This is a genomic window from Ralstonia sp. TCR112, assembly GCF_007997035.1.
GTDB classification, from domain to species: domain Bacteria; phylum Pseudomonadota; class Gammaproteobacteria; order Burkholderiales; family Burkholderiaceae; genus Ralstonia; species Ralstonia edaphi.
This window is the reverse complement of the sequence record NZ_VOSS01000075.1, coordinates 30188-53386: the sequence shown is the minus strand read 5'-3', so window position 1 is coordinate 53386 and position 23199 is coordinate 30188. Positions and strand designations below refer to the sequence as shown.

At 56.4% G+C, this 23199-nt stretch carries 17 protein-coding genes and 1 pseudogene; 6 read left to right on the top strand and 12 right to left on the bottom strand.

Translation table 11 applies throughout. The features are described 5' to 3' along the window. Positions 1 to 20: 20 nt before the first annotated feature. Positions 21 to 1408 (bottom strand): annotated as a pseudogene (locus FUT88_RS17215) (phosphomannomutase/phosphoglucomutase). Positions 1409 to 1576: 168 nt separating this feature from the next. On the opposite strand from FUT88_RS17215, the gene wecB reads away from it, so the two are divergent. The 6 genes from wecB to FUT88_RS17185 are packed head-to-tail and all read left to right on the top strand — an operon-like array spanning position 1577 to position 7941. Beyond that, positions 1577 to 2701, top strand: coding sequence for a non-hydrolyzing UDP-N-acetylglucosamine 2-epimerase (wecB, locus tag FUT88_RS17210; protein ID WP_147216900.1), 1125 nt, complete (start codon positions 1577 to 1579; stop codon positions 2699 to 2701). Positions 2702 to 2706: 5 nt separating this feature from the next. Then, positions 2707 to 4008 carry an oligosaccharide flippase family protein gene (locus FUT88_RS17205; RefSeq protein ID WP_147216898.1) on the top strand — a complete coding sequence of 434 codons (1302 nt, stop codon included), beginning with the start codon at positions 2707 to 2709 and terminating at the stop codon, positions 4006 to 4008. Beyond that, positions 4005 to 4688 (top strand): glycosyltransferase family 32 protein, encoded by a 684-nt coding sequence (locus FUT88_RS17200; RefSeq protein WP_186829323.1) that lies wholly within the window; start codon positions 4005 to 4007, stop codon positions 4686 to 4688. The genes FUT88_RS17205 and FUT88_RS17200 overlap by 4 nt, the downstream gene beginning before the upstream one ends. Positions 4689 to 4714: 26 nt before the next feature. After that, positions 4715 to 5836, top strand: coding sequence for a glycosyltransferase (locus FUT88_RS17195; protein WP_261797203.1), 1122 nt, complete (start codon positions 4715 to 4717; stop codon positions 5834 to 5836). After that, positions 5833 to 7134 (top strand): exopolysaccharide biosynthesis polyprenyl glycosylphosphotransferase, encoded by a 1302-nt coding sequence (locus tag FUT88_RS17190; protein WP_261797202.1) that lies wholly within the window; start codon positions 5833 to 5835, stop codon positions 7132 to 7134. The genes FUT88_RS17195 and FUT88_RS17190 overlap by 4 nt, the downstream gene beginning before the upstream one ends. A 36-nt stretch (positions 7135 to 7170) precedes the next feature. After that, complete coding sequence (locus tag FUT88_RS17185) at positions 7171 to 7941, top strand: glycosyltransferase family 2 protein (RefSeq protein WP_147216892.1); 771 nt, start codon at positions 7171 to 7173, stop codon at positions 7939 to 7941. A gap of 16 nt (positions 7942 to 7957) precedes the next feature. Here FUT88_RS17185 and FUT88_RS17180 read toward each other — a convergent pair whose 3' ends face one another. The 11 genes from FUT88_RS17180 to rfbA all read right to left on the bottom strand — a co-directional run bounded on the left by FUT88_RS17180 (position 7958) and on the right by rfbA (position 23197). After that, the gene (locus FUT88_RS17180; RefSeq protein WP_147216890.1) at positions 7958 to 9034 is read right to left on the bottom strand and encodes an MraY family glycosyltransferase; all 1077 of its coding nucleotides are present in this window, start codon (positions 9032 to 9034) and stop codon (positions 7958 to 7960) included. An 11-nt stretch (positions 9035 to 9045) separates the two neighbouring features. Next, positions 9046 to 9855 carry a glycosyltransferase gene (locus FUT88_RS17175; RefSeq protein WP_147216993.1) on the bottom strand — a complete coding sequence of 270 codons (810 nt, stop codon included), beginning with the start codon at positions 9853 to 9855 and terminating at the stop codon, positions 9046 to 9048. A 684-nt stretch (positions 9856 to 10539) separates the two neighbouring features. Next, entirely contained in the window at positions 10540 to 13140 is a 2601-nt protein-coding gene (locus FUT88_RS17170) for a glycosyltransferase family 4 protein (protein ID WP_186829322.1), read from the bottom strand. Between the two features lie 546 nt (positions 13141 to 13686). Continuing rightward, positions 13687 to 14625, bottom strand: coding sequence for a glycosyltransferase family 2 protein (locus tag FUT88_RS17165; protein ID WP_147216886.1), 939 nt, complete (start codon positions 14623 to 14625; stop codon positions 13687 to 13689). Between the two features lie 75 nt (positions 14626 to 14700). Continuing rightward, a complete protein-coding gene (locus tag FUT88_RS17160; RefSeq protein ID WP_147216884.1) occupies positions 14701 to 18495 on the bottom strand; it encodes a glycosyltransferase in 3795 nt (1264 codons plus the stop codon). A 66-nt stretch (positions 18496 to 18561) separates the two neighbouring features. Next, on the bottom strand, positions 18562 to 19305 hold the full coding sequence (locus FUT88_RS17155) for an ABC transporter ATP-binding protein (RefSeq protein ID WP_261797201.1): 744 nt from the start codon (positions 19303 to 19305) through the stop codon (positions 18562 to 18564). Positions 19306 to 19313: 8 nt separating this feature from the next. After that, positions 19314 to 19916 carry an ABC transporter permease gene (locus tag FUT88_RS17150; protein ID WP_147216880.1) on the bottom strand — a complete coding sequence of 201 codons (603 nt, stop codon included), beginning with the start codon at positions 19914 to 19916 and terminating at the stop codon, positions 19314 to 19316. Positions 19917 to 20111: 195 nt separating this feature from the next. Further along, on the bottom strand, positions 20112 to 20621 hold the full coding sequence (locus tag FUT88_RS17145) for a GNAT family N-acetyltransferase (RefSeq protein WP_147216878.1): 510 nt from the start codon (positions 20619 to 20621) through the stop codon (positions 20112 to 20114). Then, a complete protein-coding gene (locus tag FUT88_RS17140; RefSeq protein ID WP_147216876.1) occupies positions 20618 to 21745 on the bottom strand; it encodes a DegT/DnrJ/EryC1/StrS family aminotransferase in 1128 nt (375 codons plus the stop codon). Before FUT88_RS17140 ends, FUT88_RS17145 begins: the two co-directional genes overlap by 4 nt. Before the next feature lie 19 nt (positions 21746 to 21764). After that, positions 21765 to 22319, bottom strand: a complete 555-nt coding sequence (rfbC, locus tag FUT88_RS17135) for a dTDP-4-dehydrorhamnose 3,5-epimerase (RefSeq protein WP_147216874.1) — start codon at positions 22317 to 22319, stop codon at positions 21765 to 21767. Continuing rightward, positions 22316 to 23197, bottom strand: a complete 882-nt coding sequence (gene rfbA, locus FUT88_RS17130) for a glucose-1-phosphate thymidylyltransferase RfbA (protein ID WP_147216872.1) — start codon at positions 23195 to 23197, stop codon at positions 22316 to 22318. The genes rfbC and rfbA overlap by 4 nt, the downstream gene beginning before the upstream one ends. Between the last annotated feature and the right edge of the window lie 2 nt (positions 23198 to 23199).

The following is a 23199-nucleotide window of genomic DNA, read 5'->3' as shown; positions in this document are numbered from 1 at the left end:
CATGAGTGCGGACCGTGCGATCAGAACGGCAGTTGCGCGTCCGGCTTCTCGGCCAGGATCACGCGGCGGAATTCACCTTGGATGCGCGCCATCGCGGCATCGTTGTCAGCCTCGAAGCGCATCACCACGACCGGCGTGGTGTTCGACGGACGCGCCAGGCCAAAGCCATCTTCGTATTCCACGCGCACGCCATCGATGCGGTTGACTTCCTTCGCGCCGGCAAACGTGGCGTTGGCCTTGATCTTGTCGAGCAGTTCGAAGGATTCGCCCTCGGCGCACTTCAGTTGCAGCTCAGGCGTGCAGTGCGAGTTCGGCAGCGCGTTGAGCGTGGCGCTCGGGTCGGCTAGGCGCGAGACAATTTCCAGCAGGCGCGCACCCGTGTAAAGCCCGTCATCGAAACCGTACCAGCGGTCCTTGAAGAAAATGTGGCCGCTCATCTCGCCGGCCAGCGGAGCGCCCGTTTCCTTAAGCTTCGCCTTGACGAGCGAATGGCCCGTCTTCCACATCGTGGCCTTGCCGCCGTGCTCACGAATGAACGGCGCCAACTTGCCCGTGCACTTCACGTCGAAGATGATTTCGCCGCCCGGGTTGCGCGACAGGACTTCCTGCGCGAAAAGCATCAACTGGCGGTCGGGGAAGATGACCTGGCCGTCCTTGGTCACCACGCCCAGGCGGTCGCCGTCGCCGTCGAACGCGAGGCCGAGTTCGCAGTCCGTGGTCTGCAGCGTGCGCACGAGGTCCTGCAGGTTCTCGACGTGGGCCGGGTCCGGATGGTGGTTCGGGAAATGGCCATCCACCTCGCAGAACAACTCCGTCACCTCGCAGCCCATCACACGGAACAGCTCCGGCGCAAAGGCGCCTGCCACGCCGTTGCCGCAGTCCACGGCAATCTTCATCGGGCGGCTCACCTTGACGTCCGAGACGATTCGGTCGATGTACTGTTGGCGGATGTCCACCTGGACGTAATCGCCCGCGCCTTCCGTGAAATCGCCCTGCTCGATGCGCGTGCGCAATGCTTGAATCTGTTCGCCGTAGATGGCCTGGCCCGCCAGCACCATCTTGAAGCCGTTGTAATCGGGCGGATTGTGACTGCCCGTGACCATCACGCCCGACGTGGCGCGACGCCCGCCAATTCGATGTTCGTGCCGAAGTAGACCATCGGCGTGGCCACAAGACCCAGATCGATCACATCGACGCCGCTCGCGCGCAGACCGTCCGCCAGCGCCGCCAGCAGCTCAGGGCCCGACAGGCGACCGTCGCGGCCGATGACGACGGCGGATTCGCCTTTGGCACGTGCTGCGGAGCCGAAGGCGCGGCCGATCAGGCGCGCGGTTTCTGCATCGACGGTTTTTCCGACGATGCCGCGGATGTCGTAGGCTTTGAAGATGGTGGGGTTGATGCTGCTCATGGGTGTACGGGAAGAATGTTCAATATTGCCGATTGTAAACGCTGCGACGGATCGACTTGGTAACGCCGGCCAAGCGCCCCAGCACAGGACGTTCGCCAGTCACGTCAACGATATAATGTCGGGTTAATTGCGGCGTAGCCGTCCGTCTCTCACGATCCACTCGGCCTGATGAAGAAAATTCTCCTCGTATTCGGAACGCGACCCGAAGCCATCAAGATGGCGCCGGTCTACCAAACGTTACGAGCTGTCCAGGGCTTAGATGTCCGTATGTGTGTGACGGCGCAGCATCGCCATATGCTCGATCAGGTACTCGACGTCTTCGGTATCACTCCCGACTATGACCTCGACCTGATGCAGCCTGATCAAAGCCTGACGGACCTTACCTGCAACGTTCTGCAAGGCATACGCCCGGTGCTGGGCGAGTTTCGCCCAGATGTCGTCCTGGTACACGGGGACACGACGACAACCATGGCGGCCTCCCTGGCGGCTTTTTACGAACGGATTGCCGTGGCACACGTCGAAGCAGGCCTTCGTACGCGGAATCGCTATTCGCCATGGCCTGAAGAAAAAAATCGACACATCACCGGCACCCTAGCTACGTGGCATTTTGCGCCAACGGAGCAAAGTAGAAACAATCTACTCACGGAAGGCGTTTCCCCGAACGATATCTGGGTGACCGGCAACACTGTCATTGACGCCTTACTCCAGATCAGCGACAAGCTGGCGCAGGACATATCGCTGCGCCAGCGAATGGAAGCGCAATTCGATTTTCTCAACTCCGATCGCAGGCTCCTACTGGTAACCGGCCACCGCCGTGAAAATTTTGGCGACGGTATCCGCAATATATGCCTTGCGCTGCGCGATCTATCGGTGCGGGATGACATCGAGATCGTCTACCCAGTCCACCTCAATCCGAACATCCGGGGCCCAGTGGAGTCGCTGTTAGCAGCCCGTCCGAACGTGCACTTGATTGAGCCAGTCGACTACCTCGAGTTTGTCTACCTGCTCAATCGAGCGCATGTGCTGCTGACCGACAGTGGAGGCATTCAGGAAGAGGCCCCATCGCTTAAGAAGCCGGTCTTAGTGATGCGTGACACCACTGAGCGCCCCGAAGCCATTGCGGCGGGTGTCGCGCGATTGGTGGGCACTACACACGCCAAGCTTTGTGCAGAGGTCAACCGCCTATATGATGATGCAACGGCATACTCGGACATGGCCCGCGCGGCCAATCCATACGGGGACGGGCTCGCCTCGCAGCGCATCGCCACCGTGCTCTCTGAGTCCCTGCGATAAGACTCATGCAGCCGGAGACCACCACCTCCCGCCCAGCACTCACCCGCTTGATGGCAGGCACGTTCTGGAACCTTTGGGCCAACGCGGTCTATCGAGGCGTCTCCCTGGCGCTGTCCATTTATCTTGCCCACTTGCTGACCAACTCCGAGTACGCCGACTTCAACACCCTGCAGAACGCGTTGACGACGTTGTTCACCGTCGCCTCGTTTGGCCTGGGGCTCGCGGCCACGCGCTTTACCGCCGAACTGGCCGCCACCGACAAGCAACGTTGCAGCAAGGTTATGTCCGGCATCCTGTTGGGCAGCGTGACGTGCAGCGCCATGCTCGCGCTATTGTTGTGTGTATCCAGTGAGCCGATTGCCGGTCTGCTGCTCAAAGACGAAACCAAATACGGGCAGATCGTCGCGCTCAGCGGCCTGCTGATCACTACTGTGCTGATCAGCGTGCAGGGTGGCATATTTGCCGGTTTGCAAGCATTTCGCACTTCGGCGCTGGTGCAAACGCTGTCGGGTGCCGCAAGCTTGGCACTACAGTTCGCCATAGCGCGCACAGGCTCATTTTCCGCATTTCTACTGGCGTGGGTCGCCGGCAACATGCTTGTCGCGTTCCTTAATCACCTGATGCTCGGGCGCCTGTTGAAATCGCATGGCATGTACTTGCAGTGGACGGGAGCCTGGAGGGCACTGGGCGACATTGCAGGCTTCTTTATCCCTGCATCCGCTGCAACGCTCGTGGTTTTTCCTGCTCACACAGTTGCACTGCTGATCCTCGACTCTGTCGGGCGTAACGCCATCGAGGTCAGTTGGTTCCAGACGGGCCTGCTCTGGGTACAACTGATCGCCTTCGTGCCTACGGCCCTGGCCGGCACCCTACTCCCTATGCTGACCAGCGTGATGCATCAGCAAGGGAGCCGGGCGATGATGGCTTGGGCACACCGCGGAGTGTTCCCCGTGCTCACCGGCATCATGTTGCTCTGTATTGCATTTGTCATGATTGCACCGTCGATCGCGCTGCTCTATGGCCCCAAATTTCAAGACGCAGCGGACATCTTCCGTATTGCAGCCGTCACGGGTTTCTTTTTCTCGATCAACGGGCTGCTGGGCAACTTCCTAGTCACACACAACGCCATGCGGGCCGCCGCTGTATGCAATGCTACCTGGACTCTGGCATATCTTGGCCTCGCAGCGACCGCCGGAAGGTTCCATGGCGCCCACGGCATGCTCGCAAGCTGCCTCGGGGCCTATCTCGTCCATTTCCTTGCGCTGGTTATAGTCGTCCGCAAGTTATCTTCCGATCCGCAGGCATGATTCCGAAAACTATCCACTACTGCTGGTTCGGAGGCGCCCCCAAGAGCGCGCTGATCGAACAGTGCATGGCCTCCTGGAGCCGTCACCTCCCCGACTACGAAATCGTGGAATGGAATGAGCAGCGCTTTGATGTTGAGGCAAACCTTTATGTAAGACAAGCGTACAACGCACGCAAGTGGGCGTTTGTCTCCGACTATGTGCGGCTCCATGCGATAGCTACGCAAGGCGGCATCTATTTGGACACCGACGTCGAAGTATTCCGCTCATTCGACCGTTTTCTTGGACACCGGGCGTTCACCGGCTTCGAAAACTTCAAGGGCGCGCTCTCGCCTATCACCGCGGTGATGGGTGCCGAGAAAGATCACCCGTGGATTCGTGAACTGCTCGGTGAATACGACGAGGCAGCGTTTCTCTCGAGCAAGGACGGCTCGGCATCGCTCTACACGAATACCCGCCGAATCACGGCCAACCTGATCGAGCGCCATGGCGTACGCTTAGATGACATTGAACAGGTCGTTGGCGACGACCTACATATCTATCCGACCCATACATTCTGCAACTACCGGCCTGGGTCGTACAGCATGCACCATTTCAACGGCAGTTGGATTCCGTGGCAGTACAAGTTACGTGCGTGGGTGAAACAGCAACTGCTGACGCCGGTTCGACTGTTCAAGTCGTGAGCATGTCAGTTGAGCGGCGGCCACGAGTGGCCTATGTCATCACGGAAAGTGAGATCGGCGGCGCGCAAACGCACGTACGCGATCTCTATGCTGGTATATGCGACCGCCTCGATGCCGTCCTCCTAGCAGGGGGCGAAGGCCCTCTATTCGGGCAAATGGCCGCGCAGGGGGCTGCCACGTGTCGCATTGACGCGTTGAACAACTCGCTGTCCCCTATCCATTTGCTGCGTACGGTACGGCGTGTGAGTACCGTACTGGGTGCGAATCGGCCAGACCTGATTCATGCGCACAGCGCAAAGGGGGGTGCGGTTGCACGTTTAGTGGGCGCCCGCCTGAAAATACCGGTCATTTACACCGTTCACGGGTTCGGATTCAAGGCGGCTGCACCATGGCCTCAACGTTGGGCCGCCAGACTGGCGGAGTTCATTCTGGCGCCGTTGACGACCCAGATGATCTGCGTATCCGAAGCTGAGGCCCGCATGGCCTCAGCTCTGCCGATTCGGCAAACACGGGTTCATGTAATCCGCAACGGTATTTGCGATATCGGCCCACGGGGCAATGCCGGATCGACACTCACCCGGGTCATCATGACCGCGAGGTTGGCGGCGCCGAAGCGTCCGGATGTACTAATTCGGGCAGCCGCCAGCGGGGCCCTCCCCTCGCACGCCTCCGTGGTTCTGGTTGGCGACGGACCGCTGCGAGCCAGCCTGGAAGTGCTTGCAGCAGAGTGCACCGTGCCAGTGATATTCACCGGCAATATCCAGAATGTTCACGAAGTCCTGGCCACGGCACAGCTGTTCGTCCTCTTATCCGACCATGAGGGCCTGCCGATTTCTATCCTGGAAGCGATGCGAGCTGGATTGCCCATACTAGCCAGCGACCTACCGGGTATTCGCGAGTTAATCGTGCATGGAGAATCTGGGTGGCTGGTCAACCACCATGACACAATCGCGGTTCAAGATGCGCTACATATACTCTGCACCCACGCGGAACTTAGGCAATCCCTCGGTGCGGCCGCGCGGCGCCGGTACGAAACGCTATTCAACGCTTCCGACATGGTCGAGCGTACCTACTCTCTCTACCAGCAAGTCTTGCAAGACTCGCAACACCAACGCAGGTCACAATTGCCAGTCCGTCGTCTGCCATGAACTTCCTCTCACGCATGTTCCATTCGACCGGATCGGAGACCGCCAGGCGACGCGGCCGGATGTTCGGCTGGGCGATCGCAGGCCACGTGACCATCGCGCTCAATCTCGCTATAGCGATGTTCGCTCACCAGTTGGGTTGGGTAACGCCAGTGTTCGCACAAACGGTTCTCTGGACAATGGCCCCCTACTGGCTCTCCTTTGTACTGCTAGACAACACGCTTCACATTCCGCCTATCGAGGGCAACAGTATTGTGGTGACGGTCACATTGGTGCCGTTCATCTGCCTGTTAGTGTTATTTGCGATATTCCACTTGGACTACTCTCGAGGCGCCGTCCTCCTGGGTTACGTGACGACTCTGCTGTGGATACAGAAGGGCTACCGCAACTACGTAGAACAATACGTTCCGGTCTACGGGTATACCAACCAAAGCGACCTCGACCATCTGCAACAATTGCTCATGGCAGCCGGCACACGGGCTGCGCGCTCATCTTGTCAGTTGCGGCAGTTGGAATCGTTGGACGGAGCCGTCGGCTGTGACGGTCTACTGGTCGACCGATTCTCCGCCTCCGACCCGGAACGTACACGCACCCTGGCCCGGCTCAAACTAAGCCACGTCCGCATCTATTCGATCGAGAAGCTATCGGAACTCTTGACCGGTCGCGTCGGCCTCTCACATATCGACGACAACTTCCTGGACGACTACGCAGATCACTATTTCTACGGCCTCATGAAACGCATCATCGACGTGGCCTCCGTTTTGGTACTGCTCCCTATTGCCTTACCGCTAGCGCTCGTCGTGGCCTTTGCGATTCGACTGGAGTCGCCGGGGCCAGCGATCTTCAGGCAAGCGCGCGCCGGCCTATATGGTGCCCCGTTCACAATGTATAAGTTCCGCAGCATGAGAATGGATGAAGCCGCGCCAGCTCAGTTTGCAGCGGACGCCGATCCACGCGTTACGCGCGTAGGTCGCTTGATCCGCAAATATCGGTTTGATGAACTACCACAACTCTGGAACGTCCTGAAGGGCGACATGAGCATGATCGGCCCTCGGCCAGAGCAGGTCCCTATGGTCAAACGCTTTTCAGACACGATTGCGTTCTATCCGTATCGCCATCTCGTGCGCCCGGGATTATCAGGATGGGCACAGGTCCAACAGGGCTATGTGAGCAACGACGAGGAAACAGTAACCAAACTGAGCTATGACTTGTATTACGTCAAACATTGCTCCTTGGCCCTCGATCTGTTGATTGGCGCGAAAACCATCCAGACGATCCTGACCGGGTTTGGTGCACGCTGACACGCACCACTCACCGCAAGCAACCGTGCTTCCATCATGTACGACACGCAGGCATCCGACTCGCCATTGATTTCCGTACTGCTATGCGCGCATAACGCCGAAGCGCACATCGCGGAAGCGATCGAGAGCATTCTGCATCAGTCGCACCTCACTCTTGAATGCATCGTGGTCGAGAATGGATCCACCGACCGGACATGGCATGTCATTCAAGAAGTCGCCAGCACCGACTCACGCGTGCGTGCGTTCCAGACCAGCATTGCACAACTGCCGTTCAATCTCAACTATGCGCTGATGCAAGCGAGGGGGGCGTATGTGGCTCGTATGGATGCTGACGACGTTGCGCATCCAGAGCGTTTGCAGAAACAATTGGAGTTTCTGCATGCGCATGCGGACGTCGCCGTGGTAGGCAGTTGGTTCGAGCGCTTCGGCGCGGAATCCGGTATTTGCAAGCTGCCAGTAACCGACCTAGCCATTCGTCGCGCTCTCCCTTTTCGCCTTGCGCTTTGTCACCCAACCGTAATGGTTCGTAAAGAAATTTTGCTACGGGCCCGTGGCTATGAAGGCGTCAGATATTGCGAGGACTTTGACCTGTGGTTGCGTCTTATGCGCGACCCATCTATCAGGTTCGCCAATCTGGCCGAGCCGTTGTTGCGCTATCGAGTGCATCAGGGCCAAGCCAAGGGGCGAAGGGAGGGTTATTACGGGACGGCAGGCATCCTCCTGAAGGAGGCGTTGGCCCAGCGCTCGATACGCCTATGGATTGCTACCGCTTTTAGCATGATGAAAGGGCTATTGCGCGGGCGTTGATTACAGAAGCACTGACTTACCTATGCCATCGTGAAAAGAGCCTTCGCCCGCGGCGCAAAAACAGCGACGCGTTGCTCATGATCAATAGATGTAGCACGGTCAAAATGAGCAGTGACAGGAACATCCAAGACTCTGGCACACCAAGCTTCCAAGCCACCACGCCGATCAAACCTAGGATTGCGTTACCACCCAGAATCGCCCAGATAACCGCATTCTGCGACATACCCATACGTGAAAGGATGTGATGCAAGTGTGTTCGATCGGCCGACAAAGGGTTCCGTCCGGAAAACACGCGACGCGTCACCACGGCAAGCAAATCGATCAGTAACACCCCGACCACCCACAGCATCACGACAGGCGGCACATGCCGTCCGGAATTGTACGCACGCTGCGACAACTCGACCGCAAACCAGACAATCGCCAAGCCGAGCATAAGACTTCCGGCATCCCCCAAAAATACGCGCCGACTGCGGCGCAACGGGTTAGGCATGTTGAACACCAGGAAGCCAACCAGCGCGCCGGCTAGTACCATGCAGATCCGCTGAGCGGCGTTGTTACCGACCTCCCCCGCAAGATAAGCGAGCCAGCCCACTACGATGGCAGACAACCCGCCGGCGAGCCCATCAAGCCCGTCCGACATATTGACCGCATTGATAACAGCGACTACTGCAAATAGCGTCAGCGGGATCCCCCAGTTTGCGAGATCGACATCCCGTTTTCCCAAGAGATCGCCCAGCGACATCAGGAAAACCCCGCCCCACGAAGTCATCAATACACCGGCGAACAATTGCGCACCGAGCTTGGTCAAAGGAGACATTCCTTTGAGATCATCGATCAAGCCAACAAAAGCCAAAACACCCAAGCCACCAAACAAGGCAACGTAATAGCCCTGCGATCGCATAAAAAGAATGGCTCCAACGCTCACTGCGATCAGAATCGCAAGACCGCCAACCAGTGGGACATCGCCATCATGGCGCTTGCGGCCGCCCGGACGGTCCAGCAGACCACCGCGCTTGGCCAGAGGGCGCAGCAGCAAGACAGCGATCACCGTCACCAGGGCCGAGGTTGCCGGCACCCAAAAGAAGTCGAACATAGAAGATCGAATTAGGAAAAATGTCGCCCGCGGAGGCGGAACTGCCAATAGGCAACCGACGTCATTAGCTGAGCCATGCTCTGCAGATGCCAGACGAGGTAACGCCATTTGCGATGGCTTGCCCGTTGCGCATCATGCACTACAACGGCCGATTGCAGCCAGGAAACCTGGAGTCCTGACAGCTGCAACCGCAGACAGATATCCACATCCTCGCAATACAAATGAAACCGGTTGTCGAACCCCCCCACACTCGAAAAGCTGTCGCGATCGAACGCCATGCACATGCCAGCAATCCAATCGACGGGCTGGAACTGAATCGATGCATCATAATCCGGCTCGAACCGTCGCAGTAGCCAGCGCCTAACCAGTCGCGCTGGAGTGGGGACTCGCCGAGCACTATCCTCAAGACTGCCCGAGGGCGTCACAACACGCGGCCCCACGACACCCGGGTGTTCTGCGAGGTGGGAAACGAGGCGCAGAACACTGTCGTCGCCCAGCCTGACATCTGGGTTCAGCACCAAGAAGCAATTGGATTGGCAGTGCGCAAACGCTGCGTTATGGTTTGCGCCGAAACCTGCGGGCACTGCGTTCACGAGCCATGTCACCTGAAATGTGTCCGATTCCTCGACCGGAATCCTATCTTCCGGCAGATTCTGCGTAACGATGACGTGTAGAGAGGCCTTGGCGCTCAATGCACGCAATTGCGCGAGCAGCGGTCTCACCAAGGCAGCCTGGCGGTGGCTCACGATGGAGATGGTGATTTCCGGGACACTGCTTTCGTGGTCTCCGGCATCACCGTCCCGGACACCAATATTGGACATATCAATCAAATCACTGCTCAAGTACGTGGGGTGCCCATCCGGCGAAATACCAGCCAAAGGGTGTAGCAAAGTTTGCGGGGTACACAGACAAAATTCTCAGCCCGTGCAGATTGCAGTGATATACACCTGCGAGTGTCTGGTTTGGCGCAATCCGCTCTGTTGTATGCGCATTGTCATGCGCCGCGCCGGAACTACGCAACTGATTCTGCACAGCGCGGGTCAGTGGGGAATCGTTGCCTCACATTGAGGGAAGAAACTCGGCGAGGAGCGGATTGCTGCAAACCTAGAGGATGAGGAGGTCGGCTTGATAGCGGCGCTCCCCGCAGGAGCAGTATCTCATCGTCGATTTCAGTTCTCACGAAGCCCGTGAGATATGACGCCATTGATCAACGTTAAAAAACGAATCGAAGCTGCGGCCAACCTCAATGTTCACGTGTTGCCAAGATGTGATTGGACCAACGGAGGATGTTAGCGCCGCAGATCCAGCCTATTGAGGCGTGCCTGTTGGCATATCTTTCCCAGTTGCTGATGGGACCTTACAGTGCTCGAATAGGAAGACGTCACATGCGGCTGCGAGCCTTTGGGCTCGCTTGACCCGCCGCAGAAAATGCTCCCCGGCCTTTGCGCCTTGCAATCAAATAGATGGTGCCGTGCTCACCCCCCCTGAATGAAGGGGTCGTTTTTCTAGTGCAACAATGCCAGCAGAGGCCTAGGTCCACGCCGACCCAGTACACCCATTATCTTCGTCCTTGCAACAGGAGATCGCGCAAATACTCTGATTTCGACTACCCCATCAACGGCCACAGGCTTACCAAAGGCAAACGAAGTTAGCTCCTTTCTTTCCATGCTTACGGTGGGTTTAGTTACGTGAGCGATGATCTCGTTCTCGTACACGACCTCAACGCCGATCTCCGAATCGCTAGATTTTATGAAATCAAGCGGAATCAGCTCAATACCCGCAATCACCCCCTTAAAACTCATCACCAGGGAATGGAAAGGTCTTCCTGAAATAGTAACCGGCCAACAAAGACGACTAGTGGATTTAGCCGACCACGTTCTTTCCATCCTTGCAGCGCGCGAGAACCTCGCTTCTAAACCGGCGCCCTCCCTGGCCCTCGAGTCAAGAAGCTTTCTAACAATCTCAAGCTTACTATTAACATGATCCTTGAATCGATAGGTTTTCTTAACGTCATCATAAGCGCTGTCGATTATCTTCGATCGCAACTCTGCATCATCGAGTAGCCGAACAATAGCGTCGTACCAAGCTTCAGTGTCGTTGTTGACCAGCAATCCCGTTTCCTGATCAATGACGCAGTCTGCGTACGGCGGCACATTCGAATACACGCCAGCATATCCGGCGGCCGAATACTCGCGATACTTGTTGTTTGTTTTGCTACGATTGAATGCATTATCGGCCAGCGGCGCCAAACCGACCGTCCATCGACGGCTACGGAAGAACCGAATAAAGCTATCATAATTTGGGTCGAACGGCTTCTGAGATACGCGTGGATTGTTGCTCAACGCATCCGGTACGAAACCAAAGAATTCGAGTCGTAGGTGCGGCCTTTCCTCCAGTAAGCGCTGCAGAGCAGGAACGATAAATTCGAAATCCACGTCCTTCTTCAGCGTCCCCATGAAGCCGATTATTTGCCCGTTATCGCCCTTGGCCGGTGTGTCGCCGATGAGTTGATACGGTCGGAGACGAGTGACACATTTCGTAAAGCGAAGTGCATCCTCTTGCATTGTCGGAGAATAGACAATTGTTGTGTCAGCGTCCTCCAATACGCTTTCCAACGCCGGGTTACTCACGGAGCCGTGCACAACCTCACCTGCTTCAAATTTCAGAGCAAAGTAATTATCATCGGTTTCGAAAATTATAGGAATCCCTTTCAACTTCGCCTGCTTCACCAGGGTAGGAACAGGATCGACATATAGACGAAAGACGTATAGAAGATCAATTTCGTCCAAATTGATATTCTGAATTTCGCCGTACGAATACACCGAAACATCAATATCGAAATTTCTTTCCTTGATATATTCGAAAGGCTTTTTAATTAACAGCACACAAGACGTAAGAGACCAATCCGGAATGATGATTGCAATACGTTTCACGTCCCCAACGTCAAAATGCAACGGCTTCCCAAAAAAAACCTTACCAAGCCACGGTGTAGGCCGAAGGCTATTTGAGCCGGCAACGCGTCGCACGACGTCAAAGAACTTACGCGCGAAGACTTCCGACGAGTACAGTGTTTCGATTTTCGCCCGCGCTGCACGACCCATATCGTTGCGTTTTCCAGGATCGTTGATGAGCATAATAAGGTGGTCGGCCAACTCGCGAACGTTCTGGCCAATATAGCCAGTTACACCAGAATCAACAATTTCGCGAGCACCCACTGTCGGGGTGCAAACGCATGGAAGACCTGACGCCATCGCCTCCAGTACAGAAACGGGAAAGGTTTCCGTCGTCGAGCTATTCGTATAGATATGCGACGATTGCAGTAAGGGAAGAACGTCAGACTGCGCGTCCAATATTTCAAAATAGTTCGTGACATTGTTGTCGTCGATGCGGTTCCGAAGCATCGAAAGATAGACGGTCTCAGCCGGCCCTGCCAAGACAAACTTAAAGTTGTCGACGCCCCGCTCTTTCATTTCGCGCGCAACATCTACCAGCATCAACTGGTTCTTGTTATCATTAAAGTGACCAAGAGAAACGATGCGAGTTTCTCCAGACGGCTGCAGCTGAGCCGGGCGGAACCGTTCGACGTCGATTCCATTCGGAATTGGGAAGATATGGTCGACGCTGTGCGGCACCAGTTCAGCGATCTGTCTTTTTATTTCGGCTGCGGGAACCACCATTGCCGAACCTGGGCCCGCGAGAAGTCCGTACACAGCATTTTTGAAGCTGGCCGACATTTGCGTAAAAATATTATCCACGAATAACGCATGCAAATGTGTTACGTGAGGTGTCCCCGAAATCATGGCTGCCATGACCCCGTCGAGCGAAACACTGGTATTGCTGATAACAACGTCGGGATTAATTTGAGAAATGATACGCAGGAGTTGTCGGACGTTAATCCGAGACCGATCGACAGCTCGCGAGACATCTTCGTCTGAGAATCCAACCGGAAACCACCAGTGCATATGACGGACCTCCTCGACATCAACGCCTCCGACTATAAGATCATTCTTAGTTTCGGCGTTTGGCGGAAGTACAGCAGTGACCTCAGCGCCCATCGACGCGAGGCCCGTGCAAAGATAGCGGAAGGTCTGGTCGACGCCGCTCAATCCGGACGTCGGGGAAATCGCTAAAATTCTCATTTTCTGTCAGTGATATCGCGTCTAAGTCGTTACGTTACATCTCGGGCCCAAAATTCTATCCGACGGCCGCTGAAGGACCCGAAGGCACGCTACGCGATTCTTCCCCAGAAATCAAATCTACTGAATGTAAAATGGCTACCAAGCGCGTTATCCGTGCAAAAATTAAGGAATTTTTTTCAACACCGAAGGAAATTACTCGATAATCGCAAAAGGAGCCGCTGCACATGAACGCTGCTTGGTATATCGACAGCAGCCAGAAAAGTGGACTATGGCCCCGCCACGATCACCGTTTACTCACGGGAATTCCCCCCGGAAGATGATCTAGGACCATAGGGCGAGGGCTCATGATTGAAAGAAACCTTGCCAGGTGCCGACGAAAAGATTGCAGCACTTAGATGTTTAGCGTCGTTTCCGCAACCTTACTGACTGCGGAAGAGCTGCACACGCAGATAGCGGCGTGCAGTCCATTCTCTTGCCCCTAGGCATTGCTGTTCAGAAGAGGACAATAGATTCTCAGTAATTTCCCATCCGTCCAATAAGGCCGTGCCAGATACCTCGCATCATCATTGCGATCCGCTCTCGACGAGGCGCAATTATCAAGCCAAAAAATATAAAAAACAGCACGATACGCCGCAGATGCGCAACACGCCAACTCCATGCCATCGGGACTTGCCTCAGCATCAGCACGGTGTTGCGAAACATATAGTAGTCACGCAAAGGTGAGTGCACTGACACCTCCCTCCACCGGCCGAGCCAAACTCGTACTACCCTGTCACCCAACGCGTGCGACAGCTTCGCGCCACATACGCCAAACAGCTGCCAGCCGGCGGCGCGCGCACGAATGCACCATTCTGTATCGACATGATCGATGAAATAATCTTCGTTCATGCCTCCGATGGCATTGAGGGCATCAATAGGAATCAGACATCCAGATGAAATCAGGAAATCTACTTCCATAACATCATCGGTGTCGGCACACGGCACTTGCTGAACACTAGCAGCCCGAATGCGGGCAAAATTCCCCAGAGTCCCAGTTCGTTGGTCCACCGAGACAGGGCCGACCGCCGCCACGTTCGCGCCCTGATCATCAAGGCTCTGGTGAGCGCTTACAAGACGCACCACCATATCTGGCGCTGGGACACTATCCTGATCGAAGAGGAGCGCATACTTAAGACCTCGCTCCACAACGCGGCTAATCCCGATATTGTGCGCCGCCGCTATTCCGCGGTTAGTTGGAAGAGCAATTACCTCAACGTTTTTGCCTGTAATCAGGGCTCGCAACCCCTCAAGAGCCGCTTCGCCAGACCCATTATCGACCACATATATAATATTGACTTGCCCGGATAGCGCCTCGAGAAGCGTATTGAATACAACAAAGTCCGGGTGGTAGCTAACAACAACTGCGCCAACGCTGGCGCCATGGCTACCTGGCTCTCGCACTGTGACCGGCATTTCTATCTAATACCTCGAGCTAAGAATCCAGAAACAGGAATGCTCAATCAAGCTTGATGGCGTGGCTTTCGCGCATTAACTGCGTACGCGGTTGAACCATGTTCCGGCACGTACGATTTGCGCCTTAATCCGCGCACGCCAGACCAGCGCGCGAATCTTCGTATGCCCAAGCCAGCGTCGGATTCTTATAAACGCGACACTTGCCCGGCCGGTCTTCATCGAAACGTCTGCAGATCGCAACTCGCCAGCGGCCCTCTGCAGGAAATCCTTCCATTGCTTCGCTACGACGTCCTGTGCATAGTGTGTTCGAACGTCCGTATAAGCTGCCTCCGCGATCTGCCTGCGAAACGCTGTGTCAACGATCAGCTTCTCCAGAGCGAGATACCATGCGTCGGCGCTATGGTCGACCAGCATGCCGGTTACTCCATTGGTCACGCTCTCCTTGTACGGTGATGTGTTCGTGTAGATGCCGGCGATTCGCATCGCGCCATATTCGCGGTACTTATTGTTAGTCTTGTATAAATTCGCCGCGAGATCGGCCATCGGCGCGAGACCAATATCGAGACCGTACGATGCCTTCATCTTGATGAAGTCAGAATACGACGCCACGTGTGGCACAAACGTGACCCGCTCCATTCCAATCAGTTCGGGTGGGCAATAGCCGAAGAACACGAGCGTAACGTGTGCATAGGTATCAAGCACGCGCCTGAGAGCGGGGAGGATCTCGATGAAATCGTCCGCCCGGGTAATGCTACCCGCAAAGCCCACGCGCACTTCGTCCGCAGACTTAGTCGGCGCCGGCAGATCATCGATCAGCGAAAAATCAAACGGCGCATTCAACTGGACGATCCGAACCTTCGGATAGCGCGCCTTAATGTACTCGCCGAGCCGCGGCGCATTCACGACGACATAACTGGCTTCTCGAATCGACCTATCCAGCGTGTGCCGGACAGGCGCGCTCTGATAGAACTGCGCGATCCGAGAGTCACCCTTCAACTCCCAGAAATTGTCGTCGATGTAGTAGACATAGGGCATCCCGTGCATGCGCATCCAGTCGAGCATCGGCAGCGACGCGGGGCTTGCCGTTCGACTGAGAACAACGAGCCCTCCTTCATAGAGCGCTTCGGGGGTGAATTGAGGCAGCAGCAACCGCGTGACTTCGCCGCAATCGCCGAGCGCTTCCACGATGAGCCGCTGGATGATCTGGTTGGTTGGGATATCGCCTTCGACAACGAACTTGATGTCGATCAGCGGCGCGTCTGGACGAGCGTCCATGTCGACCGCCGGAAGCAGACCCCGCCTTGCACGAGGATCTGGCGGGAGGATCTCCATAAACGGGCTCGGCGGCCCATAGAACATGCCGAGGCGGCGGCGATTCACGATCTCGTAGACGTACACTGGCATCGACGTGCGGCATCGCACCCGGATGCGCCAGACCGTCCCTTCGACGATTTCGACGGGGGCGAACATGAAACGCAGCGGCTGACTCAGGTCCGCCCGTGCCAAGTCGCGCTCGGCCCGCGCAACACACTGACCAGTTGGTGAAATCAATTCGACCGTCGCCTTGCCAGAACGGTGACCGTCGGTCGCGAACGCGAATGCGACACCACCGAGCATGCCGGCAGGTAACGCAACGTCATAATCGCGATACGGGAGCCAGTGCAGGCTATCGCTGAACTCGAGCGTGCCGCCACGACGACGCCAGCCATACTTGGCGGTATCGCGCTTGAGTGGCCAGAAGGCGGGACCGCAGTACTCCCACATGTCCGATGGCCGCGACAGCACACGATGTCGCCACGAATATCGCCGCATATGGCGCAACGCATGCAATTCCTCCAGGCTACTCGCCCACGCTCTATCCGCAGCAGCGTCATAACCGAGCTCGCGAGCTGCTCGCGTAAGCGCGTCGAAACGGCGTGACTGCCCTGGCCAAGAAGGCACACCGCGGGCTTCTGAGGCGATCTCCATCAGTGCGGAAGCATTCGGCACGCCCGAAAATGCGCTGCGGCAAAACGCCTCGTTAGCTTGTTTGATCGCCTGAGCATTGGTACGGCCCTCGACAATTTCGCGCAATACCGCATACCACCCGTCGCACTCAAACGGCTCGTCAACCATCAACGCAATCGAGCCGTCCTCTATCGCCACGTAAGGATCGATGCGGGGTAGCACGGCGACTGCATCAACGAGCGCTGCCGTCAACAACGGGTGCAGCGTCTTGTATGAGTTATTGGGCGTCTTGCTCGGCGCAAGCAGCAGGTAATTTGGCGTCAGCGCCGCAAAACGCCGCAGCGCGAATGCGTAACCAGGGTCCCACGGCAATAGCGTCACGCGCATGGTCGACGGCAACCCTTCGAGCATGCTCGCATCACTGCCGCTGCCTGGCGCGACAAAATGGATGCGGTATCCTTCTTCAGCAATCTTGACGAGCGCCGGCAAAATGACTGCCCACACGGCATTCGAACGGTGCAGGCCGCCCATGAAAGCGAACACGAACTCATCGTCATTGGCTGCACGTCGTCCAGTGGTTAGCTGGGCCCGCATGCTTTCGATATCTGCACACGCTACTGGGAAATGCAGCAGCCGCGCATGCAGGTTACGTTCGCGAAAATACGTGATCAGAGGCTCGCTACTCAGCAACACGCCATCGAACAAGCGCAGATCCTTGCGCATCGCCTGGGGTGTGAAATCCTCGCCGCTCAGGCTAGCCTCGCCCAATTCGGCGAGTACTGGCATGTTGTCATCGAGGAAGTAATAGGTCGGCACACCCAGCTCGCGTGCTGCATCGAGCCAAGGGCGGTAGCACCGGATAGCACGCGACACGATCAACGCAGTCGCACGCGCGAGTGCACTGAAATCGGACCCGGGACCGTTAATGACGACGCGTACGCGATGCCGCCAGGGCGCTGGGAGCATGTCGAAGTAAAGCGCGGTCGACGCGTCGTACTGCACAGTCACGATCAAGATGCAGCCGTCCGTGCTGCCCACCGAACGTGGGTCCAGAGCCGAACTGCCATCTGCCAGACGCGTGGCGAGATCTGTGCAAACGTCCCGCGTTGCCCAAGTGTGCGCCGGATTCGAGGCGGTCAGATCGTAGGCCCCAACACGGCCGGGCAGCAACCGATCATTACGGGGCGTCCGCATCCATTCCTCGAGCGCCCAGCCGTCTAACTCCGTATCCGGCACCACCGCACGTGTGACCCCGACTGCGACATCGACAGCCTTCAATTCAAAGCAGTCAGACAGTCGGCGCCAGAAATCCCATTCGGCCGCATGGCGGAGAAGCACGTGCGGATCAACGAAGCCGAGCGTCTCAATTGCTCGGCGCGGAATCAACAACGCGTGGCGCGCAATGAAGTTGCGGGTGCGCAGCACGGTCATGGAGACGCCACCGCCGCCTCCAGCCGAGACTTTCGTCGTATTACCGGTCGCCTCGTCACGCACTGCAGTCTCTACGAAGCCAAACGGAATCGCTTCGGCGTAGGCACGCGCACTGTTCAGCAGCCCTTCGAGCGCATCCTCATAAAACTCGTCACTCGTTCTGGCGATGACGATCCAGGGTGCCCGGGCATGCGCAAAGGCCTCTATCCAACCGACAGCTGGAATACCGATCGGTTTAGCTCGGCGAACCAATGCGATGCGCGGATCGCGATTGCGCTTGCCATCGAGCCATTCTGCGACTGCCGTGTCGGCGGTATCGTCAACAACGATAAGTTCGACGGCAGTAAGCGTCTGCGTCAGCACTGATTCGACGCTACGCGCAAGCTGCTGCACACCTGTCTCACCTACATACAGCAACACGGATACGTCCGGTTGCGAGCGCTCCTGCTCAGCAAACCAGCATGTATCACGCGTTACTGTTTCGACTTTCATTAATCACCATTCCTTCAATACACCACACTAGGTTCCGTACAACCTGCTTTCCCTCACGTTGGCCGGTTACTGCCCTGATCGTCTTTCGTACTCTTCAAGCACACGCTTCGCCGGCCCATCCATCACAACCTCGCCCTTGCGAAGCCAAATTACCCGCTCACAGAAAGACTGAAGCATTTCGAGGCTGTGGCTAGAGAACACCAAAATCTTGCCTTGCTCCATAAACTCGTACATCCGCTTCTTCGCCTTGTTCGCGAACTGGACGTCGCCGGCGCCCATCACTTCGTCTAGCAGCAAAATTTCTGGGTTGATCGCAGTGGAAACGGAGAAGGCGAGGCGAATAAACATACCGGCCGAATAAGTCTTGACAGGGTAGTCAAGGAATTCGCCAAGCTCGGAGAATTCAGCGATCTGGTCGATGCGGTCTTCCACCTGCGCGGGCGTGAGGCCGAGCAGCATGCCGCGAATGCGAATGTTGTCCCAACCTGTTTGGGTCATTTCGAAACCCGTCGCAAGCTCAAACATCGCGGACACATGACCATCGATCTGCGCCTCGCCCGAAGTCGGCGGGTAGATACCCGCCATCACTTTCAAAATCGTGCTCTTGCCCGCCCCGTTCAGGCCAATCAGCCCTACGCGCTCGCCGTGTGTGATCTCAAGATTGACGTCCTTGAGCGCATGCACAAAACGCTTCTCGTGGGAACCAGATGAGCGTTTGCCTCGCAGGGCATTGAGCACGACAGACTTGAGACTATCCTGGCGCGCGGATACATCGAAACTAACGCCCACATTGCGCAGGCTGATATTCAAGTTTGACGTCATAGTACGTACACGATCCGCCGCGACATCTTCTTAACAACGACGATCGCAAGAGTGCCCACCACTGCACAATAGCCGAGCGCCACGATGATGACTTCAGGCGGCGGCGCCTCGCTGTTAAGAAGCGGGTAGCGCATGATTTCGATCTGGTAGTAGAGCGGATTAAACGCGTAAATGAACGATAACCCGCGATCTTTCAGCATCGCAACGGTGAAAATCACCGGCGTCATGTAGAACGCAATCTGCATCAGGCTGCCTAGCAAGTGCGGCAGATCGCGAAAACGGACGCCGACGTGCGCAACAATCACGACGTGAAAGAAGTTGATGGCGAGAAACAGAGCGAATCCAGGGATTGCCCATAGTGCGCCCCATCCGACGTGGCGCTGATAGAACGCAACGACTACAAAGTAGACAACAAGCCCGATCGTAAATACGACCGTATACGGGACAAGTGCCCGATACAGATAAATCGGTTTCGGGAAAGGAAATTGCTTGATGTAGCCCTCTGCAACAACGAATGCCATCGAACCCTCGACAAGCGACGACGTGATGAATGTCCAAATCACGATGCCGAGCGTCAAGAACGGAAGGAACTCATTCATGGCTGGTGGAACAGCCGACCGTAGATCAACCCAACTGCGCCGACTACCGCCGCAAGATTGACAAGAATCCAGCCCGGCCCAAGGGCCGAACTACGAAACCGGCTCTTGACGTCCTGGAACCCCATGTGAAGCCACACACGCCACAACTTCGCAGCACTGACGAACTCCTTCATCGTCGAGTTCGCACTAGCACTGTTATACGTAATCATCGATTCTCCGTTCCATGCGAATCAGGCCATTGACTCGGCCCCGCTCCTCGAAGCCGAGCTTCCGATACAGCATTCCTGCACGCTCATTCGATTCAAGCACCTCAAGGTAGACCGACGTCAGTGCCAGTTCGCGGGCCGCGAACCGCATCAGCACGTCGATCGCCTCTTTCATCAATTTGCGCCCTTGGAAATCAGGCGATACGACAAAACGGCCGATCTCCGCCACACGGGTTCCATGATCAATCGCGTAGATGGCGACTTGGCCGACACGCTCACCGGTGTCAGCCAACTCAGCGATGAATACGAGATCATCCGGCTTTTCCGTGTAGCGCACGAACCAACTGTGATGCTGCGTATACGTGAGCAGATCGGAGCTCTTGAATTGCTCTCGCACTCCATCCCGATTGCGCCACTCGAGCGTCGTCTGGAGATCGTCCTCAGCAAGCAAGCGCAGTCGGATGCGTCCATGCACGTACGGTTCGTGCGCGCGCTTCATGCCGCGTAACGGACGATCAGTTCGGCGATCTGCTCGATGTCCTTGCGGGAGACACCCATGTGCATCGGCAACGAAAGAATTTCGTTGGACGCGGCGTGTGCGTTCGGACAGTTGCCTTTGCCGCTCGCATACATGCGGTACTCGGTGTTGTCACGGTAATGGACCCCAGGGTAGATCTCGTGCTCGTTCAGAGCCAGCATCAGCTCGTCCCTGTTCTTGACGCGGATCTGGAACAGGTGGCGCGACGACTCACAATTCTTCGTAATCGGTATCAGACGAATGTTCGCGTGCTCCGACAGCAATTCCTCATACCAACGTGCGAGCTGGCGACGGTATGCGTTATCGTTGTCGAGGTACTTGAGTTGCACCAGACCAATCGCGGCCATGATCGAGTTGCCGTGATATTTGTAGCCGACTTCCTCGACGTCATACATCCACTTATAGGCGCCCTGTGTCGCAGTGCGAGCATACGTGTCCTTGTTGATACCAAGCCAGCTCATCTTGCGCACGCGGACATCGTCGTCGGGGTCGCTGAAGCAGATCATCCCCGAATCCGCAGTCGGCAGATTCTTCACCGCTTGGAAACTGAAGACTGTCACGTCCGCATCATGGCCAACGTGCTTGCCATCGACGCGGCTGCCGGACATATGTGCGGCGTCCAGAATGACCTTGATGCCACGCTCGCGGCACAGCTTCAGCACGCGCTCGTAATGACCAACGTTGCCGCCGATACCGACAAAAATGACAGCACGCGTCTTGTCCGTGATGCGCGCTTCTACGCTTGCAGGATCAAGACACAGCGAATCATCGACATCGGCGAATACCGGGGTCAGATTCGAGTAAAGAATGGCATGGTTCGATGAAACAAATGTCAGCGGCGTCGTGATCACTTCGTCGCCGTCTGCCCAGCCATACTTTGTTTTGAACAGTTCGAAGGCCAGATGGAGCCCGACCGTGTTAGAGCTTAGAAAGTGCGCATACGGCAAGCCGGTGTATGTCTTCCATGCCTCTTCGAACTGGTTTGTCTTGAAACCCAGCCCTGTCCAGCCCTTTTCTAGGCACTCGCGAATTGCCTCAAGGCACTCGTCAACACGGAAGTGCGGAACAAATAGTTGAATGGCCATAGTTAATTTTTCCTTGGTGTTACTCGAATGTTTCGGCGTCTGCCAACGTAAGCGCCTGCCGGTCCTTCTGGGAGAGAATCGGCTCACCCTCAATGATCGGCCAATCAATCTTCAGCGCCGGATCATTCCAGAGCAGCGAACGCTCATACTGAGGTGCGTAATAGTCCGTCGTCTTGTACAGGAATTCGGCATACTCTGAAAGCACGACGAAGCCATGCGCAAATCCCTCAGGCACCCATAGCTGCTTGCGATTTTCCGCCGACAGCTCAACCCCAACCCAACGTCCAAAATTTGGCGAACTGCGACGAATGTCAACGGCCACGTCGAACACGCGCCCAGCGACAACCCGCACCAGCTTCCCTTGGGGATTCTTGATCTGATAATGCAACCCACGAAGTACGTTCTTCGCCGAGCGAGAATGGTTGTCCTGAACGAATTCCCTGTCTGCGCCGGTACCTTCCTTGAAGGCCTTCGCGTTAAAGCTTTCATAGAAAAAGCCCCGCGCGTCTCCAAAGCACTTAGGTTCCAGCACAAAGACTTCGGGCAGCGCAGTCGCTTCAAAGGTGAAATTCACGCTACCGCCTCCTTGAGCAGCCGACTAAGGTAACGGCCATACTCGTTCTTAGAAAGTTCGCGCGCAAGCTGGCCGAGGTCGTCCACCGAAATCCATTTGTTGCGATATGCGATTTCCTCAGGACATGCCACCATCAAACCCTGGCGCTTCTGCAGCGTGGAGATAAACGTCGACGCTTCCAGTAGCGAATCATGGGTACCGGTGTCGAGCCAAGCATAACCGCGCCCCATGATCTCCACGTTCAACTGCTGTGCACGCAGATAGTGAAGGTTAACGTCGGTGATCTCTAACTCGCCACGCGCCGAAGGCCGAATAGTCGAGGCGATGTCGCACACTTGGTTGTCATAGAAATACAGGCCCGTCACCGCGTAGTTGGAACGGGGCGCCTTTGGCTTTTCCTCTAGCGATATCGCCCGGAACGATTCGTCAAATTCGACGACACCATAACGTTCGGGATCATGGACGTGATAGGCGAACACGGTTGCCCCACTTTCTGCAGACGTCGCGCCCGCTAAGAGTGCGTGAAGGTCGTGGCCGTGGAAAATGTTGTCACCGAGAATCAGTGCAGACGGATTGTTGCCAATGAAATCACGGCCGATGATGAATGCCTGCGCGAGGCCATCAGGTGTCGGCTGCACGGCATAACCGATATTGAGGCCCCAGCGATGACCATCACCTAACATGTCCGAAAAGCGCGGTGTATCCTGTGGTGTTGAGATAATCAGGATATCGCTGATCCCAGCGAGCATCAGCGTGCTAAGAGGGTAATAAATCATTGGCTTGTCATAGACCGGCAGCAATTGCTTAGATACCGATCGGGTGATCGGATATAAGCGTGTGCCCGATCCACCTGCCAGGATAATTCCTTTACGTTTCATGA

Coding starts and splice junctions, on each gene's coding strand:
- wecB (WP_147216900.1), top strand. CDS start 1,577: ATGAAGAAAATTCTCCTCGTATTCGGAACGCGACCCGAAGCCATCAAG.
- FUT88_RS17205 (WP_147216898.1), top strand. CDS start 2,707: ATGCAGCCGGAGACCACCACCTCCCGCCCAGCACTCACCCGCTTGATG.
- FUT88_RS17200 (WP_186829323.1), top strand. CDS start 4,005: ATGATTCCGAAAACTATCCACTACTGCTGGTTCGGAGGCGCCCCCAAG.
- FUT88_RS17190 (WP_261797202.1), top strand. CDS start 5,833: ATGAACTTCCTCTCACGCATGTTCCATTCGACCGGATCGGAGACCGCC.
- FUT88_RS17185 (WP_147216892.1), top strand. CDS start 7,171: ATGTACGACACGCAGGCATCCGACTCGCCATTGATTTCCGTACTGCTA.
- FUT88_RS17180 (WP_147216890.1), bottom strand. CDS start 9,034: ATGTTCGACTTCTTTTGGGTGCCGGCAACCTCGGCCCTGGTGACGGTG.
- FUT88_RS17175 (WP_147216993.1), bottom strand. CDS start 9,855: ATGTCCAATATTGGTGTCCGGGACGGTGATGCCGGAGACCACGAAAGC.
- FUT88_RS17165 (WP_147216886.1), bottom strand. CDS start 14,625: ATGCCGGTCACAGTGCGAGAGCCAGGTAGCCATGGCGCCAGCGTTGGC.
- FUT88_RS17160 (WP_147216884.1), bottom strand. CDS start 18,495: ATGAAAGTCGAAACAGTAACGCGTGATACATGCTGGTTTGCTGAGCAG.
- FUT88_RS17150 (WP_147216880.1), bottom strand. CDS start 19,916: ATGAATGAGTTCCTTCCGTTCTTGACGCTCGGCATCGTGATTTGGACA.
- FUT88_RS17145 (WP_147216878.1), bottom strand. CDS start 20,621: ATGAAGCGCGCGCACGAACCGTACGTGCATGGACGCATCCGACTGCGC.
- FUT88_RS17140 (WP_147216876.1), bottom strand. CDS start 21,745: ATGGCCATTCAACTATTTGTTCCGCACTTCCGTGTTGACGAGTGCCTT.
- rfbA (WP_147216872.1), bottom strand. CDS start 23,197: ATGAAACGTAAAGGAATTATCCTGGCAGGTGGATCGGGCACACGCTTA.